The following is a 19,411-nucleotide window of genomic DNA, read 5'->3' as shown; positions in this document are numbered from 1 at the left end:
ATGACGTCGCTCTCCGGAATACACGGCCGATGACGCAAGATCAACGCTCGGTCCTCGAACCCGCCGCTGCCGAGCACGCCGCTGCGCCCGCTGTGACCCACCCGCGAACGCCGTCGGCCACCGAGAAGCCGTCGAGCCGATTCGACGGCCTGCGGCGCCACCGGCAATGGCTGTTCGCACTCGCCGTGGTCGCGCTCCTCGCGCAGATGGCCCTCGCCATGGTCACGACCGCGGTCAAGCAGACCCCGACCATCGACGAGCCCGTGTACGTGGGCACGGCAGTGGTCTACGTACAGCAGCACAGCCTGCGGTACAACCCTGAGCACCCACCGCTGGGCAAGCTGATCATCGCGACCGGTCCGGCATGGGCCCACCCTCATCTCGACCCTGCCTTCGTCGGCAACCAAGGGGCGCTCGGGCGGCACCTCCTCTACGAGTCGGGCAACGATCCGTGGCGGGTGATGCTGTGGGCGCGACTGCCGGTGATCGTGCTGACGCTGCTGTTCGGGCTGGTCGTCCTCGCGTTCGCCCGTGATCTCACGGGCTCCGTGGGCGGGTTGACAGCGCTCGCCCTGTACGCGTTCTCGCCCGACGTCATCGCTCACGGGTCGCTGGCCACGCTCGACGTACCCATGGCCGGCTTCCTGCTGACATCGGTCTGGTTGCTGTGGCGGGCGCGGCTGCGGCCGCGCCTGTATCTCCCGCTCGCCGGGGCGGCGCTCGGCGCGGCCGTGTCCACGAAGATGAGCGCGCTGCCCGCGGTTCCGGTGCTGCTGCTCCTCGTCGTCCTGTCGGTCTGGTACGCCCGCCGCACGCGCGGCACCGGCAGGCGCGGGACGGCGCGGCTGCTTGCGCTCGGCGTGGCGGCGGCGGTCGCGGTGGCGCTGGTCATGGTCGCCGTGGTGTGGGCGACCTATCTCGCCGTCGACCCGCGCCTGCGCTGGGCTGCGCCCGAGGGCGTGCCGGTCGCCCACGGGCTGCGGGGACTTGCCGTCGACTGGCTGCCGTTCCCCCAGCCGTACCGGGACGGCATGCGTGTCCAGTTCGCCTTCGAGGACGCGAAGTGGACCGGCTTCCTGCTGGGCAGGCACTACGCCGGCTCGCTGTGGTACTACCTGCCGACCGCGCTGCTGATCAAGACCCCGCTGGGCATGCTGGCGCTCTGGCTCGCCGGTGCCGTCGCAGTCGTGGCGCTGCCCCGGCTGCGGCCCGCGGCGCCGTATGTGCTCGTCCCCCCGGCCGTACTGCTGGCCGCGGCGCTCAACGGGTCCCGCGACTTCGGTGTCCGCTACGCCGTCTTCCTGCCGATGTTCCTCGCCGTCGCGGCGGCCTGCGTGGTCGCCTTGAGAAGGCGGTGGGCACACGTCGTGACGGCGGTGTTGGTCCTGTTCGTCGCGGTCAGCTCACTGCGGACGTACCCGTACTACCTGCCGTACTCCAACGAGGCGTTCGGCGGGCCGTCGAAGACCCACCTGCGTCTGCACGACTCCAATGTCGACTGGGGCCAGGACCTGGGGAGGCTCGCCGACCGTCTGAGGCAGCGGTATCCGGGCGAGAAGGTCTGGCTCGTCTACAAGGGCAGCGGAGTGCCTGCCTTCTACGGCATCGACGCGTCCGACCCGCGCACGGTGCCCCCGGACCAGGTTCACGGACTGCTGGTCGTGTCCGACTCCTCGATCGCCAAGGCGGGCGTCCGGCTCAAGGCGCTGATCGACAGCAGCACGCCGGTCGAGGAGGTCGGCCACTCGATCACGGTCTTCCGCCGGCCGTGACCACGTCGGTGCCGGTCAGCGGGCCTGGCGGCCGATGACAGCTGCGCCGAGGGTGCGCTTGGGACGGGGTTCGACCGGCTCGTCGCGGGCCTGGGCCCACAGGGAGCGGACATGGCCGAGGTGGCGCGCCATGCAGGCTTCGGCGGCGGTGTGGTCGCCCGCCACCATCAGGTCCAGGAGTTCCAGGTGTTCCTCGGCGGAGGAGATCAGCTGGCCGCGTTCGTCGAGCCGGGTCAGACCGTAGAGGCGGGACCGCTTGCGCAGCTCGCCGACTGTCTCGACGAGACGGTCGTTGCCTGCCAGGGCGAGCAGGCCGAGGTGGAAGCGGCGGTCGGCGTCCAGATACCCGATGAGGTTGTGCTCCCGCGCCTGGGTCACGATCTCCTCGGCGATCGGGCGCAGTGCCTCCAGCTGCTCCGTGGTCGCGCTCCGGGTGACGTTGCCGACGGTCGGGACCTCGATCAGCGCGCGCAGTTCGGTGTACTGGTCGAGATCGCGTTCGCTGACTTCGGTGACCCGGAAGCCCTTGTTGCGTACGGGCTCGACCAGGCCCTCGCGGGCGAGGTCAAGCATCGCCTCGCGTACGGGGGTTGCGGAGATACCGAAGTCGGCGGCGAGCCCCGGGGCGGAGTAGACGCTGCCGGGACGCAGTTCGCCCGCGACGAGTGCGGCGCGCAGCGCGTGGGCCACCTGGTCGCGCAGCCGTTCCTGGGCCGTGATCAGGTTGCGCTGCTTCAGGTCGCCCATGGCATGTCCTCCGGGATGGCGCGGAGTGCCAGCGTACAATGTCACCTTTTCAATGCCCGGGCGGGCTGGGGGGCATTAGGTTCGGGCGGTCCCGTCGCGCGCACCACGACGGGACCGCCCAGGAGCGGAGCGCGTCAGCTGCGCAGCGGCCCCTCGCAGCGGTACGTCGACGAGCCTGCGAGCCGGTTGCTCCAGATCTCGACCGGCCCGAAGGAGCAGTTCATGTCGGCGAGGTTGTTCGACGCCGCCCCCGCACGGTCGAGGATGAAGTAGTCGACCGTCTCGGACATGTCCTTGAAGACAAGGTCAGGGCTGCCCGCGTCGGAGAGATTCGCGGTGATCCTCCCGGTGCACGTGAAGCGCCGTTTGCCGGGTTCGCCCCCCTCTGAGCACACCGGGTCGGCGTACGTGGCGGTGGCGAAGGACTGGCGTACGGCCTCCGAAGTGGCATCCCTGAGCTGATCGTTGGGTGTGAAGGTCGTGTTGGGCACGAATAGGTCGTCGACCTTGGCGATCTGCGCGTCGAGGAAGCTGTCGTACGCCCGCTGCAGCGCCGCGTCGCCGCCGAGGCGGGTGCGCCAGGCGTCGAAGCCCGCGGGGTCGTTCGCACGCAGGTGTCCGTACATCTCGCGCAGCAGGGCGGGGCGTTCGGTCCACAGGTACTCGAAGAAGGTGCCCGCGTAGTTGTAGAAGCGGAAGCCGTCCCCGTCGTACGTGGCGTGCAGCAGCTGGTTCACGGTCATCCGGGGCCCGCCGCCCGCGGTGTCATTGATGATTCCGCGGATCAGGGACTTGCGCACCTTGATCCCGTCGTCGCGGGTGGCGCCGTCGAAGAACTCGGCCGTCCCCTCGTCCATCGCGGTGGTCCGGTCACCGCTGTACCAGGGCCCTTCGCCGAAGTAGCCGGGCACGGCCCAGCGGCCGTTGAGGTAGTGCACGTACTCGTGCCGGAAGAGCTCCTCGAGGGTGAGCGAGGAGTCCTGCGGGACCCGGCGCTGATAGGTGTAGAAGGTGGCGCCGCGCTCGATGTAGATGCCGCCGTTCTGGGTCCCCATCCCCGTCAGGATCGGGTGGTAGACCTCGTAGTCGGCGCGCGATCCGTAGAGCACGATCGTCAGCGAGGTGTTGGTGTCGCCGGCCAGCGGCTGCTCGGTGCCGAGGACCCGGTGGAAGTGCGCCCTGACCTGCTTGCTCGCGTAGTAGAGCTGGTCGACGGTGGCGCGGTCGAGACCGGTGCGCACCTTGATGGCGCCGTTGTCGTAGGTGTACGTGTAAGGGAAGATCTTCCGCTCGATGTCCTCCTTGCACACGGCGTAGGGCTTGCACGCCTCGTAGAAGTTGAGCCACGACACGAGTGAGGCCCAGGGGCGGCTTCCGTCGCCGAAGTTGGCGCGTGCGACGGGCAGCAGGGCGCCGAGGTCGGGAACGATCCGCGCCTTCAGGGCGTCGACCTGGCCGAAGCGGCCGTATTCACCGAGGGCGTCGCGCACGACCCATTCGTTGACGGTGCCCTTGAGGTGCGTGTAGTCGGCGAAGGCCCGGAAGGAGGCGCGGTACGAGGCGTTCTCGGTGACCACGTTGTGGAAGGCCGAGTCCCGGTTGCCCGGGTAGATGCCGAGGTAGTTCACCGAGAGGGCGGCCAGGGCAGCGCCGCCCCAGGAGGCGTTGTCGTACTGACCCTTGTGGTAGCGGTCCATCGTGGCGAGGACTTTTCTGATCAGCCCGAGCTGGCTGTGCCGCAGGCCCGGGGCGCTGCCCGTGTAGAGCGCCTCGCGCAGGGTCTCGGCGTTGGTCCGCGTGACCTGGAAGGTGCGGGCCGCGGTGCCGAAGTCGTAGATCGCGCGCCGGAGGACCTCGGTGGTCGGGACGTCGGTGATGTCAATCTCGGGGCGCGAGAAGTCGTGGTACACGACGGCATGGAGATAGGTGAACATCTCCAGCAGGTGGGTGCCGTTGCGGCCGTCGTGGGCGGCGGCGAGCGAGGAGATCCGGCGGCCGACGGCCTGGACGTGGGCGTCGGACATCACCGGCGTCAGCCGGGCGTCCCAGGTCCAGATGAGGTCTCTCAGGCAGCCGTCGGCGGTGACGGCCGGGTCGGCGAGGAAGTCGGCGAACTGCTCGGGCGCGAGGCGCGTGATGCCGTCGAGGGTGCAGGGGACTCCTGCGGCGCTGACCGGAGCGCCCGAAGAAGCCTTGCTCTTGCCCGGGCTCTGGCGGCCGGGTGTGCGGCCTTGTGTCAATCCGCCGGGTGCGGAGGCCGGCTTGAGGGCGGGCTTGGGCGCCTTGGCAAGGTGTTCGACCTCGTCGAAGGGGTTGTCGGAGCCTACGCTCGCGGGCGTGGCGACCGGGCCCGGCCGGGCGGCGAAGGTGGCGGGTGCCTTGGAGGCCGTCGGTTCCCTGTCCACGGCTTGGGCGGTCTGCCCGAGCGGTGCGAGCAGGGCGACGGCTATTGCTCCGGCGAGCAGGGGTCTGCGCGCGGATCTGAGCTGGGACACCGGTGACTCCTGATGTGGGAGGTGGGAGGTGGCTGTGCGGTGTGACAGCGGTGCGGTCATCGCGAACCGGCCGAGCACGGACGGGAATCGCTTCCGGACTCGGATGGTCTACGATGTGACCCGTAACATAGTAATGTGAAATTGCACTGACAACCCCTCAGAGCCCCTTCGTCTTCGAGGAGTTCCCGTGACTGCCGACGAAACCTTCACCCACCCGCCCGCGCGCCCCGGCACGGGCAGCCATGATTTGCCCGTTTCACCCGAGTTGGCGTCCTTCATGCGCACCGGCTGGGCGGCCACCCCGCTTCCGGCGGACACCCGCGTGCCCGCCCACACCGTCACACCGGCCCGCCGTGCCCGGCTCTCCGCGCTCTTCCCGGGCGAGCGACTTCTGATACCCGCCGGACAGTTGAAGGTCCGCTCCAACGACTGCGACCACCGTTTCCGCCCGTACAGCGCCTACGCCTGGCTCACCGGCCTCACCGGAGAGGACCAGCCGGGTCACGCACTGGTCCTCGAACCGTCCGGGCCGCACGGCCACGAGGCGGTCCTGTATCTGCGCCCCCGCTCCCCCCGCGACGGCGACGAGTTCTACCGCGACCGGCGGTACGGCGAATTCTGGGTGGGCCGCCGTCCCGACCTCGCCGAGACCGAACGCCTCACCGGAATCCGCTGCGCGCACCTGGACGGCCTGGACCGGCTGCCGCCGGCCCGGGACGCCTCCAGCGACACCGCACTGGCCACCGCGCTGTCCGAACTGCGCCTCGTCAAGGACGCCTGGGAGGTCGGCCAGCTCCAGCTCGCCGTCGACCACACGACCGCCGGATTCGAGGACGTGGTACGCGCCCTGCCGCGGGCGCTGACCCATCCCCGCGGCGAGCGCCACATCGAGGGCGTCTTCGGACTGCGGGCCCGGGCCGAAGGCAACGGCACCGGCTACGACACTATCGCCGCTTCCGGTGCCCACGCCTGCGTCCTGCACTGGATCCGCAACGACGGCGCCCTCGACCCGGCCGAGCTCCTGCTGCTCGACGCGGGCGTGGAGACCGACACGCTCTACACCGCGGACATCACGCGCACTCTTCCGCTGTCCGGCCGTTTCTCCCCCGTGCAGCGTCAGGTGTACGAACTGGTTCTCGCCGCCCAGGACGCGGGGATCGCGGCCCTCAAACCGGGCGCGAGCTTCCGGGACTTCCACCGCGCCTGCATGCGGGTGATCGCGGAGGGGCTGTCCCAGTGGGGCGTCCTGACGAGCCCCGAGGGCGACCTCCACCGCCGCTACACCCTGTGCAGCAGCGGCCATATGCTCGGCCTCGACGTCCACGACTGCGCCAAGGCACGCGCCGAGACCTACCTCGACGGCGTGCTGGAGGAGGGCCAGGTCCTCACCGTGGAGCCGGGCCTCTACCTCCAGCCCGACGACGAGACGCTGCCGCCGCAGCTGCGGGGCATCGGCGTACGGATCGAGGACGACCTGGTCATCACCGCGTCCGGTGCCCGGCTGATGTCCGCGGCGCTGCCCCGCACCCCGGACGCGATCGAGGAGTGGATGGGCACGCTCACGGCCGGCTGATCCCGGCCTCCCCCATGCCCGGCATGCGCTCGATCGCCACCATCGCCGCATCGTCGCCCAGGCTTCCGCCGACGTGACTCAGGAGGTCCTGGCAGAGTCGGCTGAGGAGGGCGTCAGGATGTTCTCCGGTCCATGAAGCAACCCGCTCGGCAAGGGGGTAGAAGGTGCCGGACCGGTCCCGGGCCTCGATGACGCCGTCCGTGTAGAGCAGGATGATGTCGCCCGGCTCGAAGGCGAATGCCTCGGGAGCGACGTCGGCGTCCATGAATTCGGTGAGGCCCAGGGGTGGTGCCGGACGGCGCACGTCCAGCGCGGTGACCTGCCCACCGCGCAGCAGCAGGGGCGAGGGGTGGCCGCAATTGATCAGGTCAAGGGTCGACTCCTTGTCCGGGACGTCGAGGACGGCCGCGGTGATGAATGCCTCGCCGTGATCGTCGGGGTCGTCGGGATCGGCCCCGGGGTCGTCCAGGTTCGAGGAGACTGTTCCCTCCAGATAGGCCACCAGCGCCGGCAGGTCGGCCTGCCGGTGGGCAGCGGCCCGGAAGGCGCCGAGGAGGAGAGCGGCGTCCCCGATCGCCTCCAGCCCCTTGCCCCGGACGTCCCCGATGATGAGCCGGGTCCCGTGTGCCGTGCGGGCGGCGGCGTACAGGTCGCCGCCGATCTGCGCCTCCGCTTCGGCCGCGAGATAGACGGAGGCGATACGCAGCGGACCGATCCGCTGCGGCAGCGGCCGCAGCACCACCTGCTGGGCCGCCTCGGCCACGGAGCGGAGCTGGATGAGTTCCTTCTCGTGCCGTTCTCGCAGGTAGGCGAAGAAGGTCACGATGACCGAGATCAGGATCAGAGCGATGATCTGGAAGGTGTGGTTCAGGTCGGTGAGGGTGGTGCGGGCCATCGCGACCGCTGCCTGAGCCAGGACGGCGACGGCGCCGATGAACGCGGTCGTCCGAGGCCCGGCGAAGGAGGCTGTGACCGCTGGAGCGGCGACCAGGAAAGGGCCGAGGTGGACGTCGGGGGGAGCCAGGATGTCGACCGCCGTGACGATCGCGATCATCGCGAGGGGTACGGCCACAAGGGCGTGACCCGGCTCCCATGACCAGCGAGTGCTCCGGCGGAGTCGTCCATGACTCATAGGTCCTGCATACACCGCACCATGGCTCCGCGCTCACGCCGCCACGGTTGCACCCCGAAGTGGTTCGGGCCGGGGCCGGGCGGCCGCCGTGGTAGCGACTCGCCCGACCCCTGACCTCGCGCGGCGGTCGCCGCGCGGACGGGATCAGCCCTCGACGACGCCCGACTTGGCGATCGTGACCTTCGCCTTGGGGGCACCGCTGCGGGAGCCCAGGCCCTCGATCCGCTTCACGAGGTCCATGCCCTCGACGACCTCGCCGAAGACGACGTGCTTGTTGTCCAGCCAGTCGGTGACGATGGTCGTGATGAAGAACTGCGAGCCGTTGGTGTTGGGGCCCGCGTTGGCCATGGAGAGCTGGCCCGGCTTGGTGTGCTTGAGCTGGAAGTTCTCGTCGGCGAACTTCGCTCCGTAGATGCTCTTGCCGCCCGTGCCGTTGCCGGCGGTGAAGTCGCCGCCCTGGAGCATGAAGTCAGGGATGACGCGGTGGAAGGAGGAGCCCTCGTAGCCGTAGCCGTGCTCGCCCGTGGCGAGCTCGCGGAAGTTCCTCGCGGTCTTGGGGACCACGTCGTCGAACAGCGCGAAGACGATCCGGCCGGCGGGCTCGTCGTTGATGGTGATGTCGAAAAACACGTTACTCATGGCTTCATCCTGACACCCCCAGTCACCGGACCGCACACCAGACCCGCCCTGCGCGGAAAATCACGTCTGTCTGCTGCCCTGCCGGGCCGGTCCGCCGGGGTTGCGAATGGCCTTCCCGTGCAGGGAAGTTGAGGGCACCTGTACGTGTCTCGGTGCGTTCGGGTGGATCCGACGGGGATACGGCCGCATTGACCTGCAGAGCTCAGACAAGGTAAGCCTTACCTAAATTTCTTGTAAGATCTCAGTCCTCGGAGCCGTCGATGTCCAGCCACCCCTCCATCTCTTCGGTCGGCCACCCGGCCGACCGAGACAACACCGGCCCGCTGCCGGTTTGGTGGACATCGGCCGCGGGTGCGCTACTGATCTGCCTGGGCTGGACGGCATGCGTATGGATCTCCACGCACCTGCGGGCCGACCCCGCCCTGCACACAGCTGCCCTCTTCGTGCACCTGGCGTCCCTGGTTCTCGGCTTCGGAGCCGTTCTGGTGGCCGACTACTACGGACTCTTGTGGCTCACCGGCCGGTGCGAACTGGGCGAGGCGGTCGGGTGCGCATCGCGCCTGCACACCCCGATCTGGGCCGGGCTCGCAGGACTCGTGGCCAGCGGCATCATGCTCCACCCCGACCTCGCCTCGCCCCTCACCCGCATCAAGCTGGCCCTCGTCCTCCTCCTCAGCCTCAACGGCCTCCAGGCCGGCATCCTGCGACGCCGGATCGCCGGAGCCGCGGCGGCCTCGCCATCCCCGCGCACCCTGATGTGGGGCGCCGCCACCGCACTCGTATCCCAGGTCTGCTGGTGGGGCGCGCTGGCCATAGGCTTCCTCAACAACCAGGGATAGCAGCGACGGCAACGGCATCAGCAGATCCGCGGCAGCTGCTCCCCGATCGGCAGGTCCACCACCCGCGTGCCGCCAAGTCCGGTGCGCGCCACCACCATGCCGGGGTGCGTCTCCACGGCTTCGCCGATCACCGTCGCGTCAGCACCCAGAGGGTGCGAGCGCATCGCTTCGAGGACCGGCTCCGCGTGCTCGCGCGGGACGAACGCCACGAGCTTGCCCTCGTTGGCGACGTACATCGGATCCAGCCCCAAGATGGCACAGGCGTTGGCCACGGGTGCCGGGACAGGAATGCCGCGCTCCTGGATGACGACTCCGACGCCGGAGGCCGCCGCGATCTCGTTCAGCGCGGCTGCCAGGCCTCCGCGCGTGGGATCGCGCAGCACATGCAGGTCCGGGGTGACTGCGAGCATCGTCTGCACCAGACCGCCGAGCGCCGCGCAGTCGCTCTCGATCTCGACACCGAACTCAAGGCCCTCACGGACGCTCATGATCGCGACGCCATGGACGCCGATCGCACCGCTCACGATCACCACATCACCTGGGACGACGCGCTGCGGGCGCAGATCGACGCCGGTCGGGATGATGCCGATCCCGGCGGTGTTGATGTAGATCCCGTCGCCGTGGCCCGCCTCGACGACCTTGGTGTCGCCGGTCACCACTTCGACCCCCGCGGTGCGTGCGGCGGCGCCGAGCGCCCCGGCCACGCGTGAGACCACCGAGAGCTCGACCCCCTCCTCCAGGATGAACCCGCAGGAGAGATACGCGGCTTGGGCACCGCTCATGGCAAGGTCGTTGACGGTGCCGTTGACGGCCAGGTCGCCGATACTGCCGCCCGGGAAGAACAGCGGCCGCACCACGAAGGAATCCGTGGAGAAGGCCAGCCGGACGCCGCCGAGCGAGACCGCCGCGGAGTCGCCCAGTTGCCGCAGCACCTCTCCCCCGAAGGCGGGCGCGAAAATGTGCTGGACGAGCTCCGCGGACAGCGCGCCGCCACCGCCGTGGCCCATCACCACCCGGCTCTGGTCCCGCAGCGGGGCCGGGCAGGTCCACGCCGTGGGGTCCGGCAGTTCGGTGGTCTGCGGCGAGCCGTTCACCGGCGTGGCGACCGAGGGCGCTTGTGTGGTCTCAGACAACGGGGCTCGCCTCCAGCGATGCGGTTTTGATGTCCAGTCGCCGGTAGAGGTAGTACGCGGCGCACGCGCCCTCACTGGAGACCATGGTGGCGCCGAGCGGGGTCCGGGGCGTGCACAGCGTGCCGAAGGCCTCGCACTCGTGCGGCTTCAGCAGGCCCTGCAGAACCTCGCCGCTGCGGCACTCCGCCGGCTCCCTGGTCTGGATGCCACAGACCGAGAAGCGGTACTCGGCGTCGTAGTCCCGGTACCGCGTGGACAGCCGCCAGCCGCTGTCGGGAATGATTCCGATACCGCGCCAGGCGCGGTCGGTGACCTCGAAGACATCCGCCAGCATGGCCTGCGCGGCGGGGTTTCCCTCGGGGCGGACGGCACGCGGGTAGGCGTTGTCGACGGTGTGCTCGCCGCGCTCCAGCTGCCGTACGGTCCTGCGTACCCCCTCGAGGATGTCCAGCGGCTCGAATCCGGTCACCACGATCGGGACACCGAACCGTTCCGCAAGCTCGGGATACTCCGACACGCCCATCACGCTGCACACATGCCCGGCCGCGAGAAAGGCCTGCACCCGGCAGCTCGTGGACTGCATGATCGCCTCGATCGCGGGAGGCACCCTGACATGGGACACCAGCAGGCTGAAGTTGCGGATCCCGAGTCTGCGCGCCTGATACACCGTCATGGCATTGGGCGGGGCGGTCGTCTCGAATCCGATGCCGAAGAACACCACTTCCCGGTCCGGGTTCTGCTGAGCGACCCTCAGGGCGTCGAGCGGCGAGTAGACGACCCGTACATCGCCGCCTTCACTGCGGACCTGGAACAGATCACGGCCGGTCCCCGGCACGCGGAGCATGTCACCGAAGGAGCAGAAGATCACCTCCGGACGGGAGGCGATCTCCAGCGCCTTGTCGATCACTTCCAGCGGGGTGACACACACGGGACAGCCAGGTCCGTGGATCAACTCCACCTGATCGGGCAGCAGTTGGTCAATCCCGTGCCGGATGATCGTGTGCGTCTGCCCCCCGCAGACCTCCATCAGCGCCCACGGTCTGGTCACGGTGGAGTGGATGTCGTCCAGCAGACGCCGCGCCAGATCCGGGTCCTGGAACTCGTCGATGTACTTCACTTCTGTGCCTCCTGGGGTGTGTCCATACCGGCGGCGGGCAGCGGGGATCCACCCGCTTGTGCCGCGAGCTCCCACGGATCGCCGAACTCCTCCTGGAGCATCCCGAGCGTGGCGAAGAGCTCGAGCGTCTGCTTGGCCGACTCCTCGTCCAGGCGCTGCAGGGCGAACCCCACGTGGACGATGGCGTACTCGCCGACCTGAAGGTCCGGTAGATACTCCAGGCATACCTCCTTGACGACGCCGCCGAAATCGACGCTGGCCATACGGGTGCCGTCGCGTTCCTCGATGTCCAGGACTCTCCCGGGTACCGCCAGGCACATGCGCTTCTCCTCGCTGTGGGGGGTTCATGGCCCGCTCTTACCGGGCACATCCTCAGTCGCTGTTCGACCGCTGGGCCACGGCGGCGTGTGCGGCCACCATCAGTTGCCCGAGCGCCAGTCCCCCGTCGTTCGGCGGGACATGGCGGTGGCGCAGGACGGTGAAGCCCTCCTCGCGGAGCATCCGCGCGCACGCCGAAGAGAGCAGGGCGTTGACGAAGACACCTCCGGTCAGCGCCACGGTGTCCGGCCCGTGCTCCTCGCGCGCCATGACGCACATCGTGTGTACGAGGCCGGCGACGGCCCGGTGGAAGCGCGCGGCGACCAGGGCCGGGGATGTGCCCGCCCGTACGTCGGCGACGGCCGCTGCCAGAACGGGAGCGGGATCGGCGGCTGCCGCAGCCCGGCCGTCACCCGCAGGCCCCACGGCGAACGCGTAGCCCGCGTCGTCATCGGCCGCTGCCGTCAGGGCGGCCGCCTCCAGCTCGATGGCAGCCTGAGCTTCGTATCCGGACCGGTGGCAGACACCCGCGAGCGAGGACACAGCGTCGAACAGCCGCCCCATGCTGGAGGTGGGCACACAGTTCAGGTTCCGCTCCAACTGCTGCTCCAGGACCCGGAGTTCGCCGGACGGGCAAGCGGCGGTGCAGGGCAGGTCCGGGGACCAGGCGATGCCGGCTGCGCGCAGATGGGCCAGTGCCATGCGGTACGGGCGGCGCACCGCGGCGTCGCCGCCCGGCTGGGAGACATAGGCAAGGTGTCCGAGGCGGCTGAACCGGTCGTAGTCCGCGAGCAGGAACTCCCCGCCCCACACCGCCCCGTCGTCGCCGTAGCCAGTGCCGTCGAACGCGACCCCGATGACCGGGCGGCTCCCGTCCAGTCCGTGCTCCGCCATCGCGGAGGCGATGTGCGCGTGATGGTGCTGGACCCGTACGACCGGCCTGCCGGCCGCGTGCCGGGTGGCCCACTGTCCGGACCGATAGCCCGGATGCCGGTCTGCCGCCAGCAGCTCCGGCTGCACTCCGGTGATCGACTCCAGCTGTGTTTCGGCGCGTTCGAAGGCCTGCTGTGTGGCGAGGTCGTCCATGTCCCCGATGTGCGCCGACAGCCAGGCCCTGCGCCCTTCCGCGAGACAGAACGCGTTCTTGAGGTCGCCGCCGACAGCGAGAGCCGCGGGCACCGGTACGGGCAGTGCGACGGGCAGCGGGGCGTAGCCACGAGAACGGCGGACGATCAGCTCCTCCCCGTCGCACACCCGCACCACGGAGTCGTCGCAGGGCACGTGGATCCCGCGGTCGTGCGTGAGCCAGGCGTCCGCCAGGTGCGCCAGCCGGGTCAGCGCGTCGGTGTCCGCCGTGACGATCGGCTCCCCCGCCACATTGCCGCTGGTCATCACGAGCAGGCGTGGCCCGTCGGCATCGGCGGGCAGGCCGAGAAGCAGATGGTGCAGGGGTGTGTACGGAAGCATCACGCCGAGATCGGGACTGCCGGGGGCGACCTCCTGCGAGACCGTGGGACATCCCGCGTCGGTGCGCCGTCGCAGCAGGACGACGGGCCTGACGCAGCCCGTCAGCAGGCTTCGCTCCTCGGGGCCCAGATGCACGAGGTGCTCGATGTCGGCGACGGTCCTGGCCATCAGGGCGAACGGCTTGTTCCCGCGGGCCTTGCGCCGGCGCAGCGTGGCCACCGCCCGGGAGTTGGAGGCGTCACAGGCGAGGTGATACCCGCCGATGCCCTTCACTGCGAGGATCGCGCCCTGCGACAGGAGCCTGCGGGCCTCGGCAACGGGGTCCGCGGCGGAAACGGGCCGGGGTGAGCCTTCCGTATCCGCTTGCGCCACGAGCAGACGCAGTCGGGGGCCACAGGCGTGGCAGGCGACCGGCTGCGCGTGAAAGCGGCGGTCGGCCGGATCGGCGTACTCGCGGGCGCAGTCGGCGCACATCGGGAAGTCGGCCATCGTCGTGTGGTCCCGGTCGTACGGAAGTCCGCGGACGATCGTGAAGCGGGGGCCGCAGTGTGTGCAGGTGATGAAGGGGTGGCGGTGACGCCGGTCGGCCGGGTCGGCCAGTTCGGTTAGACAGGCCGCGCAGGTCGCCATGTCCGGCGAGACCAGGGTGCGCGCGGGGCCTGTGGTCGTGGAGGGGGTGATGACGAACCCGTCACCTCCGGCGGCGGGGACCTCATGGTGGTCGACGGACTCCACGCGCGCGAGAGGCGGCGCCTGCGCGCCGATGCGGTCGCAGAACAGGGCGACGTCGGCGGGCGGACCCTCGACCTCCGCCACAACGCCCTCACCGGTGTTGGTCACATGACCGACCAGGTCGAGCCCGGTGGCGAGCGTGTACAGGAACGGCCGGAACCCGACGCCTTGCACCACGCCCCGGACGGTGACCCGTCTGCGCTGCACCGCCTGATCGACGACGGCGAGGCCGGCGGCTCGCTGTGGACCGCTCACGAGCCGGACTGCGCCGTGGCGCCGGAGGCGGCCGCCGCACGGGTGTGCGTCCCGTGATCGTGGTAATGGTGCCGCTCCTGACGGGCCATTACGGGTGTGTGCACCGGCTCGCCGCCGGCGGCCGCCGCCGCCCGGTCCAGCAGCGCGCCCACGCCGTCGCCCCGCCGCGCCGACGTCAGCAGCACTTCCACCCCGGGATTGACCTGCGCGACATTCGCCCGGAACGCCGCCTCGTCGAACTCGACCGCCTCCGCGATGTCGGTCTTGGTCACCACCACCAGGTGCGCCAGACCGAAGGCGGTGGGGTACTTCAGCGGCTTGTCCTCCCCTTCCGTCACGGAGGCGAGCACAACCCGCAGGGTCTCACCGAGGTCGTACGAGGCCGGACAGACCAGGTTGCCGACGTTCTCCACGAACAGCAGCCGGGTGTCATCGGGCAGCCATCCCTCCAGGTGCCTGCCCAGCATTCCGGCCTCCAGGTGACACAGACCGTCGGTCAGCACCTGCTTGACCGGGACTCCTGAGCGGGCCAGCCGCAGGGCGTCGTTCTCGGTGGCGAGGTCGGCGGTCAGCGCCGCGACCCGTACTCCCCGCTCCCGTGCCAGCAGCAGCTCCCCCTCCAGCAGAGCCGTCTTCCCGCTGCCGGGGCTGGAGAGCAGATTGACAACCGTGGTGCCGCGGGCGGCAAGGCCGGCGCGCAGCGCGTGCGCGGTCGCGTCGTTCTTGGCGAGGACCGCCTGTTGCAGATCGACCACACGGCACATGCTTCAGCACTCCTCGGAAATGGGTTCACGGGTGCGTCGGTGCCCCTGGCCGTCCTCCACCTGCACGCCGACGATCTGCAGTTCGCGGCCCGACAGCAGCTCGTCGGTCGCCTTTGCGCACACCGGACAGCACAGCTGCGGCGGCATGCCGACCGCCCACTCGTCCGCGCACGGCTCGCAGCGGGCACGAGCCGGCACGAACTCCGTGACCAGCTCGGCACCTTCCAGAACGGTCCCGGCACAGGCCAGTTCGAAGCAGAAGGACAGGGCGTCGGGGACAACTCCGGCCAACTCGCCGACGTGGAGCCGTACGGACGTCACGGCGGTGACGTCGCCCGCCTCGGCGGCCGCCTGCTCCACCTGGTCGACGACAGCCATCGCGATGGACATCTCGTGCATCGCTCTCCGTCCTGGCACAGGCCGAGGGCCGTGATGAGAGGTCTGGGGGCCGTTCGGCACCCATTACAGGCCGGGGCCAGGTGGCCCGGGGCACGGCGCGCCGTCGCGACCGGGCTGCGTACGCCGTTCGGGGCAGCGGCGGACATCACCGCCAACGACTGGTCCCTACTCGATCAAGGCGGCCTCGAAGGAGCCCCCGAGGTACCGCTCCCGACTGTCGCGCCGTTGCAGCTTGCCCGTCGTCGTCAGCGGCAGGGTCCCCGGTTTGAGAAGGACGACATCGTGAACCTGGATGCGGTGACCGGCATGGACGGCGCGCCTGATCTCCCGCTTGATCTCCTGGGCGTTCACCGGCTCATCACTCTCGCCGCCGACTGCTGTCGTCGTCTCGGCGAGCACGATGAGCCGCTCGTGTGCGCCGTCGTCGACCGACACCGCGCACGTACCGAACTCGCGGACTGCCGGGTGGCTGGCCTCAACGGTGGCTTCGATGTCCTGCGGGTAGTGGTTGGCACCGGCGATGATGATGACGTCCTTCGCCCGACCGGTGATGAACAGCTCCCCGCTGTGCAGAAATCCGAGGTCACCGGTACAGAGAAACCGCTCGCCCGGCTGGTCGGGAAGGGTCCCCATGAAGGTCTCGGCACTCTCCTTGGGAGCGTTCAGATATCCCGTCGCGACGCTCGGGCCGGACACGAAGATCTCGCCCACCTCGTCCTCCTCGCAGGGCTTGCCTGTCTCCGGGTCGACGGCAATAGCCGTGCTCAACGGATGGATCGGGCCGCAGCCGACCAGCTCCCGACTGTGCTGTGCCGACGCGGCTGGGCGCACCTTTCCGGCGGCGAGCGCCTCGGAGTCGACCCGCAGGACTTCTGGGCCCTTGCCGACCGGACAGGCCGTGACCATCACTGTCGCCTCAGCGAGGCCGTACGCGGGGGACAGCGCCTCTCGGCGGAAGCCGGCCTCTGCGAATGCCGCGCTGAAGCGGTCGAGCGTATCGGCGCGGACGGGCTCACCTCCGACCAGAGCCATCTCCCAACGGCTGAGGTCGAGTTCACGGCGCTGGGCGTCGGTCACCCGGCGGACGCACAGGTCGTAGGCGAAGTTCGGCGCGCAGCTGTCCACGCGTCCGAGCCCGGAGATCGCTCGCAGCCACGTGAGCGGACGCTGTACGAATGTCATCGTCGGCAGCAGTGTGACGTCCCGGCCGGAGTAGAGGGGGTCCAGGACGTTGCAGATGAGGCCCATGTTGTGGTGCGGCGGCAGCCACGACACCGACGACGGGCGGGGCAGCCCGGCGTCGTCGGCAGGCCGGCGCGTGGTGTCGTATATCAACGACAGATTGTGCAGCACATTGCCATGAGTGATCGCGACGCCTTTCGGCACGCCGGTCGATCCCGAAGAGTACTGCAGGTAGGCGACCATCTCGGCGGCGGCCGCCGGCGGGGTCCATTGCACAGCCAGGTCCAGGCAGACCTCGTCTGTCGCCACGCGTGCGAGTCGGGCGAGCCCGTCCATGCCGGTGAGGACCGGCTCCGCGGCGGCAAGCATCGGGCCGGTGGACAGGAACAGGGAGGGCTCGGCACTCGCGGCGATCGACTCCACCCGGGTCCACTTGGCGTTACCCCGCGTGCCGTCGAGCGGAGCCACCGGGACCGGGATCAGACCCGCGTAGATGCAGCCCAGGAAGGCGGCGTGGAAATCCAGTCCTGGCGGGTAGCTCAGCAGCGCGCGTGCGCGCGTGGTGGGCACCTGCTTTCGTAGCGTCACGGCGATCGCCCGTGCGTGGTGGTCAAGTTCGGCCAGGGTCAGTGAGTCCGATTCCTCGACCCCGTCGCCCAGGAACACAAAGCACTTCCGGTCGGGCTCGGCCGCGGCACGAGCGCGGCACAGGTCGGTCAGCGTCGGCAGCTCGCCGTACTCGCCGGCCACCCCCTCGGGCAGTCGGACACCGTGCTGTCGATCAGTACGCATGAGACCACTCCAAACGGAGGAAGGAGGAAGGAGAGCGGCGGGCAATGTGCGCGCCCTCCCTGCACGGAGCGAGGTTCAGACCGTCTCGAACACCTGGTACCTGGACCGGCACTGGGCGCGCTGCAGCTTGCCGCTGGTGGTGAAGGGCAGCGAACCGGCCCTGAGGAGGAGAACGTCGTCGGCCCGGAGACCGTGGCCTACGAACACGGCCTCCCGGACGGCTTCTTCGACCTCATCCGCCCCCACGATCACGCGGGCACCCGACGGGGTGTCCGGGGCATGGCCTGCCGTCACGCGGAATCGGCTGTTGATCTCGGCCAGGACCACGAGGCGCGTGCGGCCGCCGTCCTCGACGGTGAAGGCACAGCAGCAGCCGTCCCGTATCGCGGCGTGGCTTCCTGCCGCGCTCGCCTCGATGTCGTACGGGTAGTGCTGCATGCCTTCCACGACGATGAGGTCGGCCACCCGGCAGGTGACGAAGAGCTGGCCGCCGTCCAGAAAGCCGAGGCTGCCGGTGCGCAGGAACCGGCGGCCCTCCTGTCCGCGCACGGCGGCGTTGAACGTAACTGCGGTCTCCTCGGGGGCGTTCCAGTACGCGGTACCGATACTCGGTCCGGAAGCGAGGATTTCGCCCGTCTCGTCCGGGGCGCACGGTTCGCCGGTGGCCGGATCCACCACTGCGACGGTCATGGACGGGTGCAACTGGCCCAGGCCGACCAGCCGACGGGCCTCCTCCTGGGGCGCGGACGGCTGCACCTTGCCTTTCGCCAGCGCCACCGCGTCGAACCGGCGGATCACCGGTTCGGGCTCCACCGGCCCGCCGCTCAGCATGACCGTGGACTCGGCGATCCCGTAACTCGGGAAGAACGCCTCGCGGCGGAAGCCGAAAGGGGCGAGCATGGCGCTGAAGTTGTCGATCATCTCTGCGCGCACCGGCTCGTCCCCGACCACCGCTATCCGCCAGCCGCTGAGATCGACATAACGCAACTGCTGCTCGGACACCCGCCGCAGGCACAGTTCGTACGCGAAACCGGGTGCCGAACTGATGCCGGCCCCGCGGTCCGATATGGCGCGCAGCCAGTTGGCCGGCTGCTGAGTGAACGCCGTGGGCGGCATCAGCACGGCGTCGTACCCGACATAGATGGGCTGCAGCACTCCGGAGATGAGTCCCATGTCGTGGAACACGGGCAGCCAGGACACGACGGGCGGCTGCCGTACGAGGTCGTCCGTGGCCCTTGAACCGTTGGCCAGGATCAGCGAGAGGTTGTGCAGGACGTTGCCGTGGGTGAGCACAACGCCCCGAGGCGGACCGGTCGTGCCGGAGGTGTATTGCAGGTAGGCCACCGTATCGGGGCCGATCCGGGGTGCGTTCCAGCCATCCGCCTCCGCCTCACCTATCTCGTCCGTCGCCACACAGGTCGGCCGGTGCGATGTGGACATGTCCTTCAGCAACGCCTCGACACGGCTGAGCCTGGACCCGTTCGACAGCAGCAGATCCGGCCGGCAGCTGTCGACGATCGCATGGAAGCGCGTATAGCGGTCGTCGACGCCGACGCGCAGCACCGGAGGAGCGGGCACGGCGATCAGGCCGGCATACAGGCACCCGAAGAAGGCGGACACGAAGTCCAGGCCCGGCGGGAAACTCAGCACGGCGCGGGCGCCCGGCGGGGCATGCCTGCTCAGACGCGCGGCGACCGCCCTTGCGCGGGCGTCGAGTTGGGCGAGGCTGAGTGAGTCGGACTCGTCGAGGCCGTTCTCCAGGAAGGCGAACATCCGTCGATCGGGCTCCCTGGACGCGCGATACCTGCAGAGCTCGACCAAGGTCGTCGGCTCGGGTCGGGAATCTGTGAGGGCATCCTCTGACATCACGGTCCTCCTGTTCGGCTTGGCCATTGGCGTTGCCTTTGCCGTTGCACTCGAAGAGATGCTAAGTCGGCTGAGGAATATAGGGTATTCGCCGTCGGACGGTGTCCCTCCCCTACCGGAGGCCATTGTCCAGTAGCCCGGAAGGCGGACATCAATTCAGCCTTCGGTCGCCCTCACGGTTCCGTCCGT

At 69.6% G+C, this 19,411-nt stretch carries 15 protein-coding genes; 3 read left to right on the top strand and 12 right to left on the bottom strand.

Annotated features, from left to right (window positions below):
* The first annotated feature begins 29 nt into the window (after nt 1-29).
* Complete coding sequence (locus tag OHA61_RS37595; RefSeq protein ID WP_406306875.1) at nt 30-1,772, top strand: phospholipid carrier-dependent glycosyltransferase; 1,743 nt, start codon at nt 30-32, stop codon at nt 1,770-1,772.
* 15 nt (nt 1,773-1,787) lie between these two features.
* On the opposite strand, the gene OHA61_RS37590 is transcribed toward OHA61_RS37595, so the two are convergent.
* Together OHA61_RS37590 and OHA61_RS37585 are read right to left on the bottom strand one after the other, a co-directional pair.
* Nucleotides 1,788-2,519 carry a GntR family transcriptional regulator gene (locus OHA61_RS37590; RefSeq protein WP_406306874.1) on the bottom strand — a complete coding sequence of 244 codons (732 nt, stop codon included), beginning with the start codon at nt 2,517-2,519 and terminating at the stop codon, nt 1,788-1,790.
* Nucleotides 2,520-2,653: 134 nt separating this feature from the next.
* Nucleotides 2,654-5,014 (bottom strand): collagenase, encoded by a 2,361-nt coding sequence (locus OHA61_RS37585; protein ID WP_406306873.1) that lies wholly within the window; start codon nt 5,012-5,014, stop codon nt 2,654-2,656.
* 187 nt (nt 5,015-5,201) lie between these two features.
* Here OHA61_RS37585 and OHA61_RS37580 point away from each other — a divergent pair, with 187 nt between their 5' ends.
* Nucleotides 5,202-6,587, top strand: coding sequence for an aminopeptidase P family protein (locus OHA61_RS37580; protein ID WP_406306872.1), 1,386 nt, complete (start codon nt 5,202-5,204; stop codon nt 6,585-6,587).
* On the opposite strand, the gene OHA61_RS37575 is transcribed toward OHA61_RS37580, so the two are convergent.
* Together OHA61_RS37575 and OHA61_RS37570 are read right to left on the bottom strand one after the other, a co-directional pair.
* Nucleotides 6,574-7,719, bottom strand: a complete 1,146-nt coding sequence (locus OHA61_RS37575) for a PP2C family protein-serine/threonine phosphatase (RefSeq protein ID WP_406306871.1) — start codon at nt 7,717-7,719, stop codon at nt 6,574-6,576. The genes OHA61_RS37580 and OHA61_RS37575 overlap by 14 nt on opposite strands.
* 144 nt (nt 7,720-7,863) lie before the next feature.
* Nucleotides 7,864-8,358, bottom strand: a complete 495-nt coding sequence (locus OHA61_RS37570) for a peptidylprolyl isomerase (protein WP_328681480.1) — start codon at nt 8,356-8,358, stop codon at nt 7,864-7,866.
* Nucleotides 8,359-8,618: 260 nt separating this feature from the next.
* Here OHA61_RS37570 and OHA61_RS37565 point away from each other — a divergent pair, with 260 nt between their 5' ends.
* Complete coding sequence (locus OHA61_RS37565; RefSeq protein WP_406306870.1) at nt 8,619-9,197, top strand: hypothetical protein; 579 nt, start codon at nt 8,619-8,621, stop codon at nt 9,195-9,197.
* Nucleotides 9,198-9,214: 17 nt separating this feature from the next.
* On the opposite strand, the gene hypE is transcribed toward OHA61_RS37565, so the two are convergent.
* From hypE to OHA61_RS37525, 8 genes are all read right to left on the bottom strand, one after another.
* Nucleotides 9,215-10,330 (bottom strand): hydrogenase expression/formation protein HypE, encoded by a 1,116-nt coding sequence (gene hypE, locus OHA61_RS37560; RefSeq protein ID WP_406306869.1) that lies wholly within the window; start codon nt 10,328-10,330, stop codon nt 9,215-9,217.
* The gene (gene hypD / locus OHA61_RS37555; RefSeq protein WP_406306868.1) at nt 10,323-11,447 is read right to left on the bottom strand and encodes a hydrogenase formation protein HypD; all 1,125 of its coding nucleotides are present in this window, start codon (nt 11,445-11,447) and stop codon (nt 10,323-10,325) included. Before hypD ends, hypE begins: the two co-directional genes overlap by 8 nt.
* Nucleotides 11,444-11,767: a HypC/HybG/HupF family hydrogenase formation chaperone gene (locus tag OHA61_RS37550; protein WP_324974227.1), complete on the bottom strand. Its 324-nt coding sequence runs from the start codon at nt 11,765-11,767 to the stop codon at nt 11,444-11,446. The genes hypD and OHA61_RS37550 overlap by 4 nt, the downstream gene beginning before the upstream one ends.
* A 52-nt stretch (nt 11,768-11,819) precedes the next feature.
* On the bottom strand, nt 11,820-14,219 hold the full coding sequence (gene hypF, locus OHA61_RS37545) for a carbamoyltransferase HypF (protein ID WP_406306867.1): 2,400 nt from the start codon (nt 14,217-14,219) through the stop codon (nt 11,820-11,822).
* Nucleotides 14,216-14,983: a hydrogenase nickel incorporation protein HypB gene (hypB, locus tag OHA61_RS37540; protein ID WP_406306866.1), complete on the bottom strand. Its 768-nt coding sequence runs from the start codon at nt 14,981-14,983 to the stop codon at nt 14,216-14,218. Before hypB ends, hypF begins: the two co-directional genes overlap by 4 nt.
* A 3-nt stretch (nt 14,984-14,986) precedes the next feature.
* Complete coding sequence (gene hypA / locus OHA61_RS37535) at nt 14,987-15,382, bottom strand: hydrogenase maturation nickel metallochaperone HypA (protein ID WP_406306865.1); 396 nt, start codon at nt 15,380-15,382, stop codon at nt 14,987-14,989.
* 165 nt (nt 15,383-15,547) lie between these two features.
* On the bottom strand, nt 15,548-17,356 hold the full coding sequence (locus tag OHA61_RS37530; protein ID WP_406306864.1) for a fatty acyl-AMP ligase: 1,809 nt from the start codon (nt 17,354-17,356) through the stop codon (nt 15,548-15,550).
* A 75-nt stretch (nt 17,357-17,431) separates the two neighbouring features.
* The gene (locus OHA61_RS37525; RefSeq protein WP_406306863.1) at nt 17,432-19,222 is read right to left on the bottom strand and encodes a fatty acyl-AMP ligase; all 1,791 of its coding nucleotides are present in this window, start codon (nt 19,220-19,222) and stop codon (nt 17,432-17,434) included.
* Between the last annotated feature and the right edge of the window lie 189 nt (nt 19,223-19,411).

This window comes from Streptomyces sp. NBC_00885 (assembly GCF_045207475.1).
Classification (GTDB): domain Bacteria; phylum Actinomycetota; class Actinomycetes; order Streptomycetales; family Streptomycetaceae; genus Streptomyces.
Note: the sequence above shows the minus strand (reverse complement) of the source record. Positions and strands in the feature narration are given on the sequence as shown.

Excerpts from the sequence above, each read along its gene's own strand:
- hypA (WP_406306865.1), bottom strand. The coding sequence starts at position 15,382 with ATGCACGAGATGTCCATCGCGATGGCTGTCGTCGACCAGGTGGAGCAG.
- OHA61_RS37570 (WP_328681480.1), bottom strand. The coding sequence starts at position 8,358 with ATGAGTAACGTGTTTTTCGACATCACCATCAACGACGAGCCCGCCGGC.
- OHA61_RS37525 (WP_406306863.1), bottom strand. The coding sequence starts at position 19,222 with ATGTCAGAGGATGCCCTCACAGATTCCCGACCCGAGCCGACGACCTTG.
- OHA61_RS37565 (WP_406306870.1), top strand. The coding sequence starts at position 8,619 with ATGTCCAGCCACCCCTCCATCTCTTCGGTCGGCCACCCGGCCGACCGA.
- OHA61_RS37575 (WP_406306871.1), bottom strand. The coding sequence starts at position 7,719 with ATGAGTCATGGACGACTCCGCCGGAGCACTCGCTGGTCATGGGAGCCG.
- OHA61_RS37590 (WP_406306874.1), bottom strand. The coding sequence starts at position 2,519 with ATGGGCGACCTGAAGCAGCGCAACCTGATCACGGCCCAGGAACGGCTG.
- hypB (WP_406306866.1), bottom strand. The coding sequence starts at position 14,983 with ATGTGCCGTGTGGTCGATCTGCAACAGGCGGTCCTCGCCAAGAACGAC.
- OHA61_RS37530 (WP_406306864.1), bottom strand. The coding sequence starts at position 17,356 with ATGCGTACTGATCGACAGCACGGTGTCCGACTGCCCGAGGGGGTGGCC.
- OHA61_RS37595 (WP_406306875.1), top strand. The coding sequence starts at position 30 with ATGACGCAAGATCAACGCTCGGTCCTCGAACCCGCCGCTGCCGAGCAC.
- OHA61_RS37550 (WP_324974227.1), bottom strand. The coding sequence starts at position 11,767 with ATGTGCCTGGCGGTACCCGGGAGAGTCCTGGACATCGAGGAACGCGAC.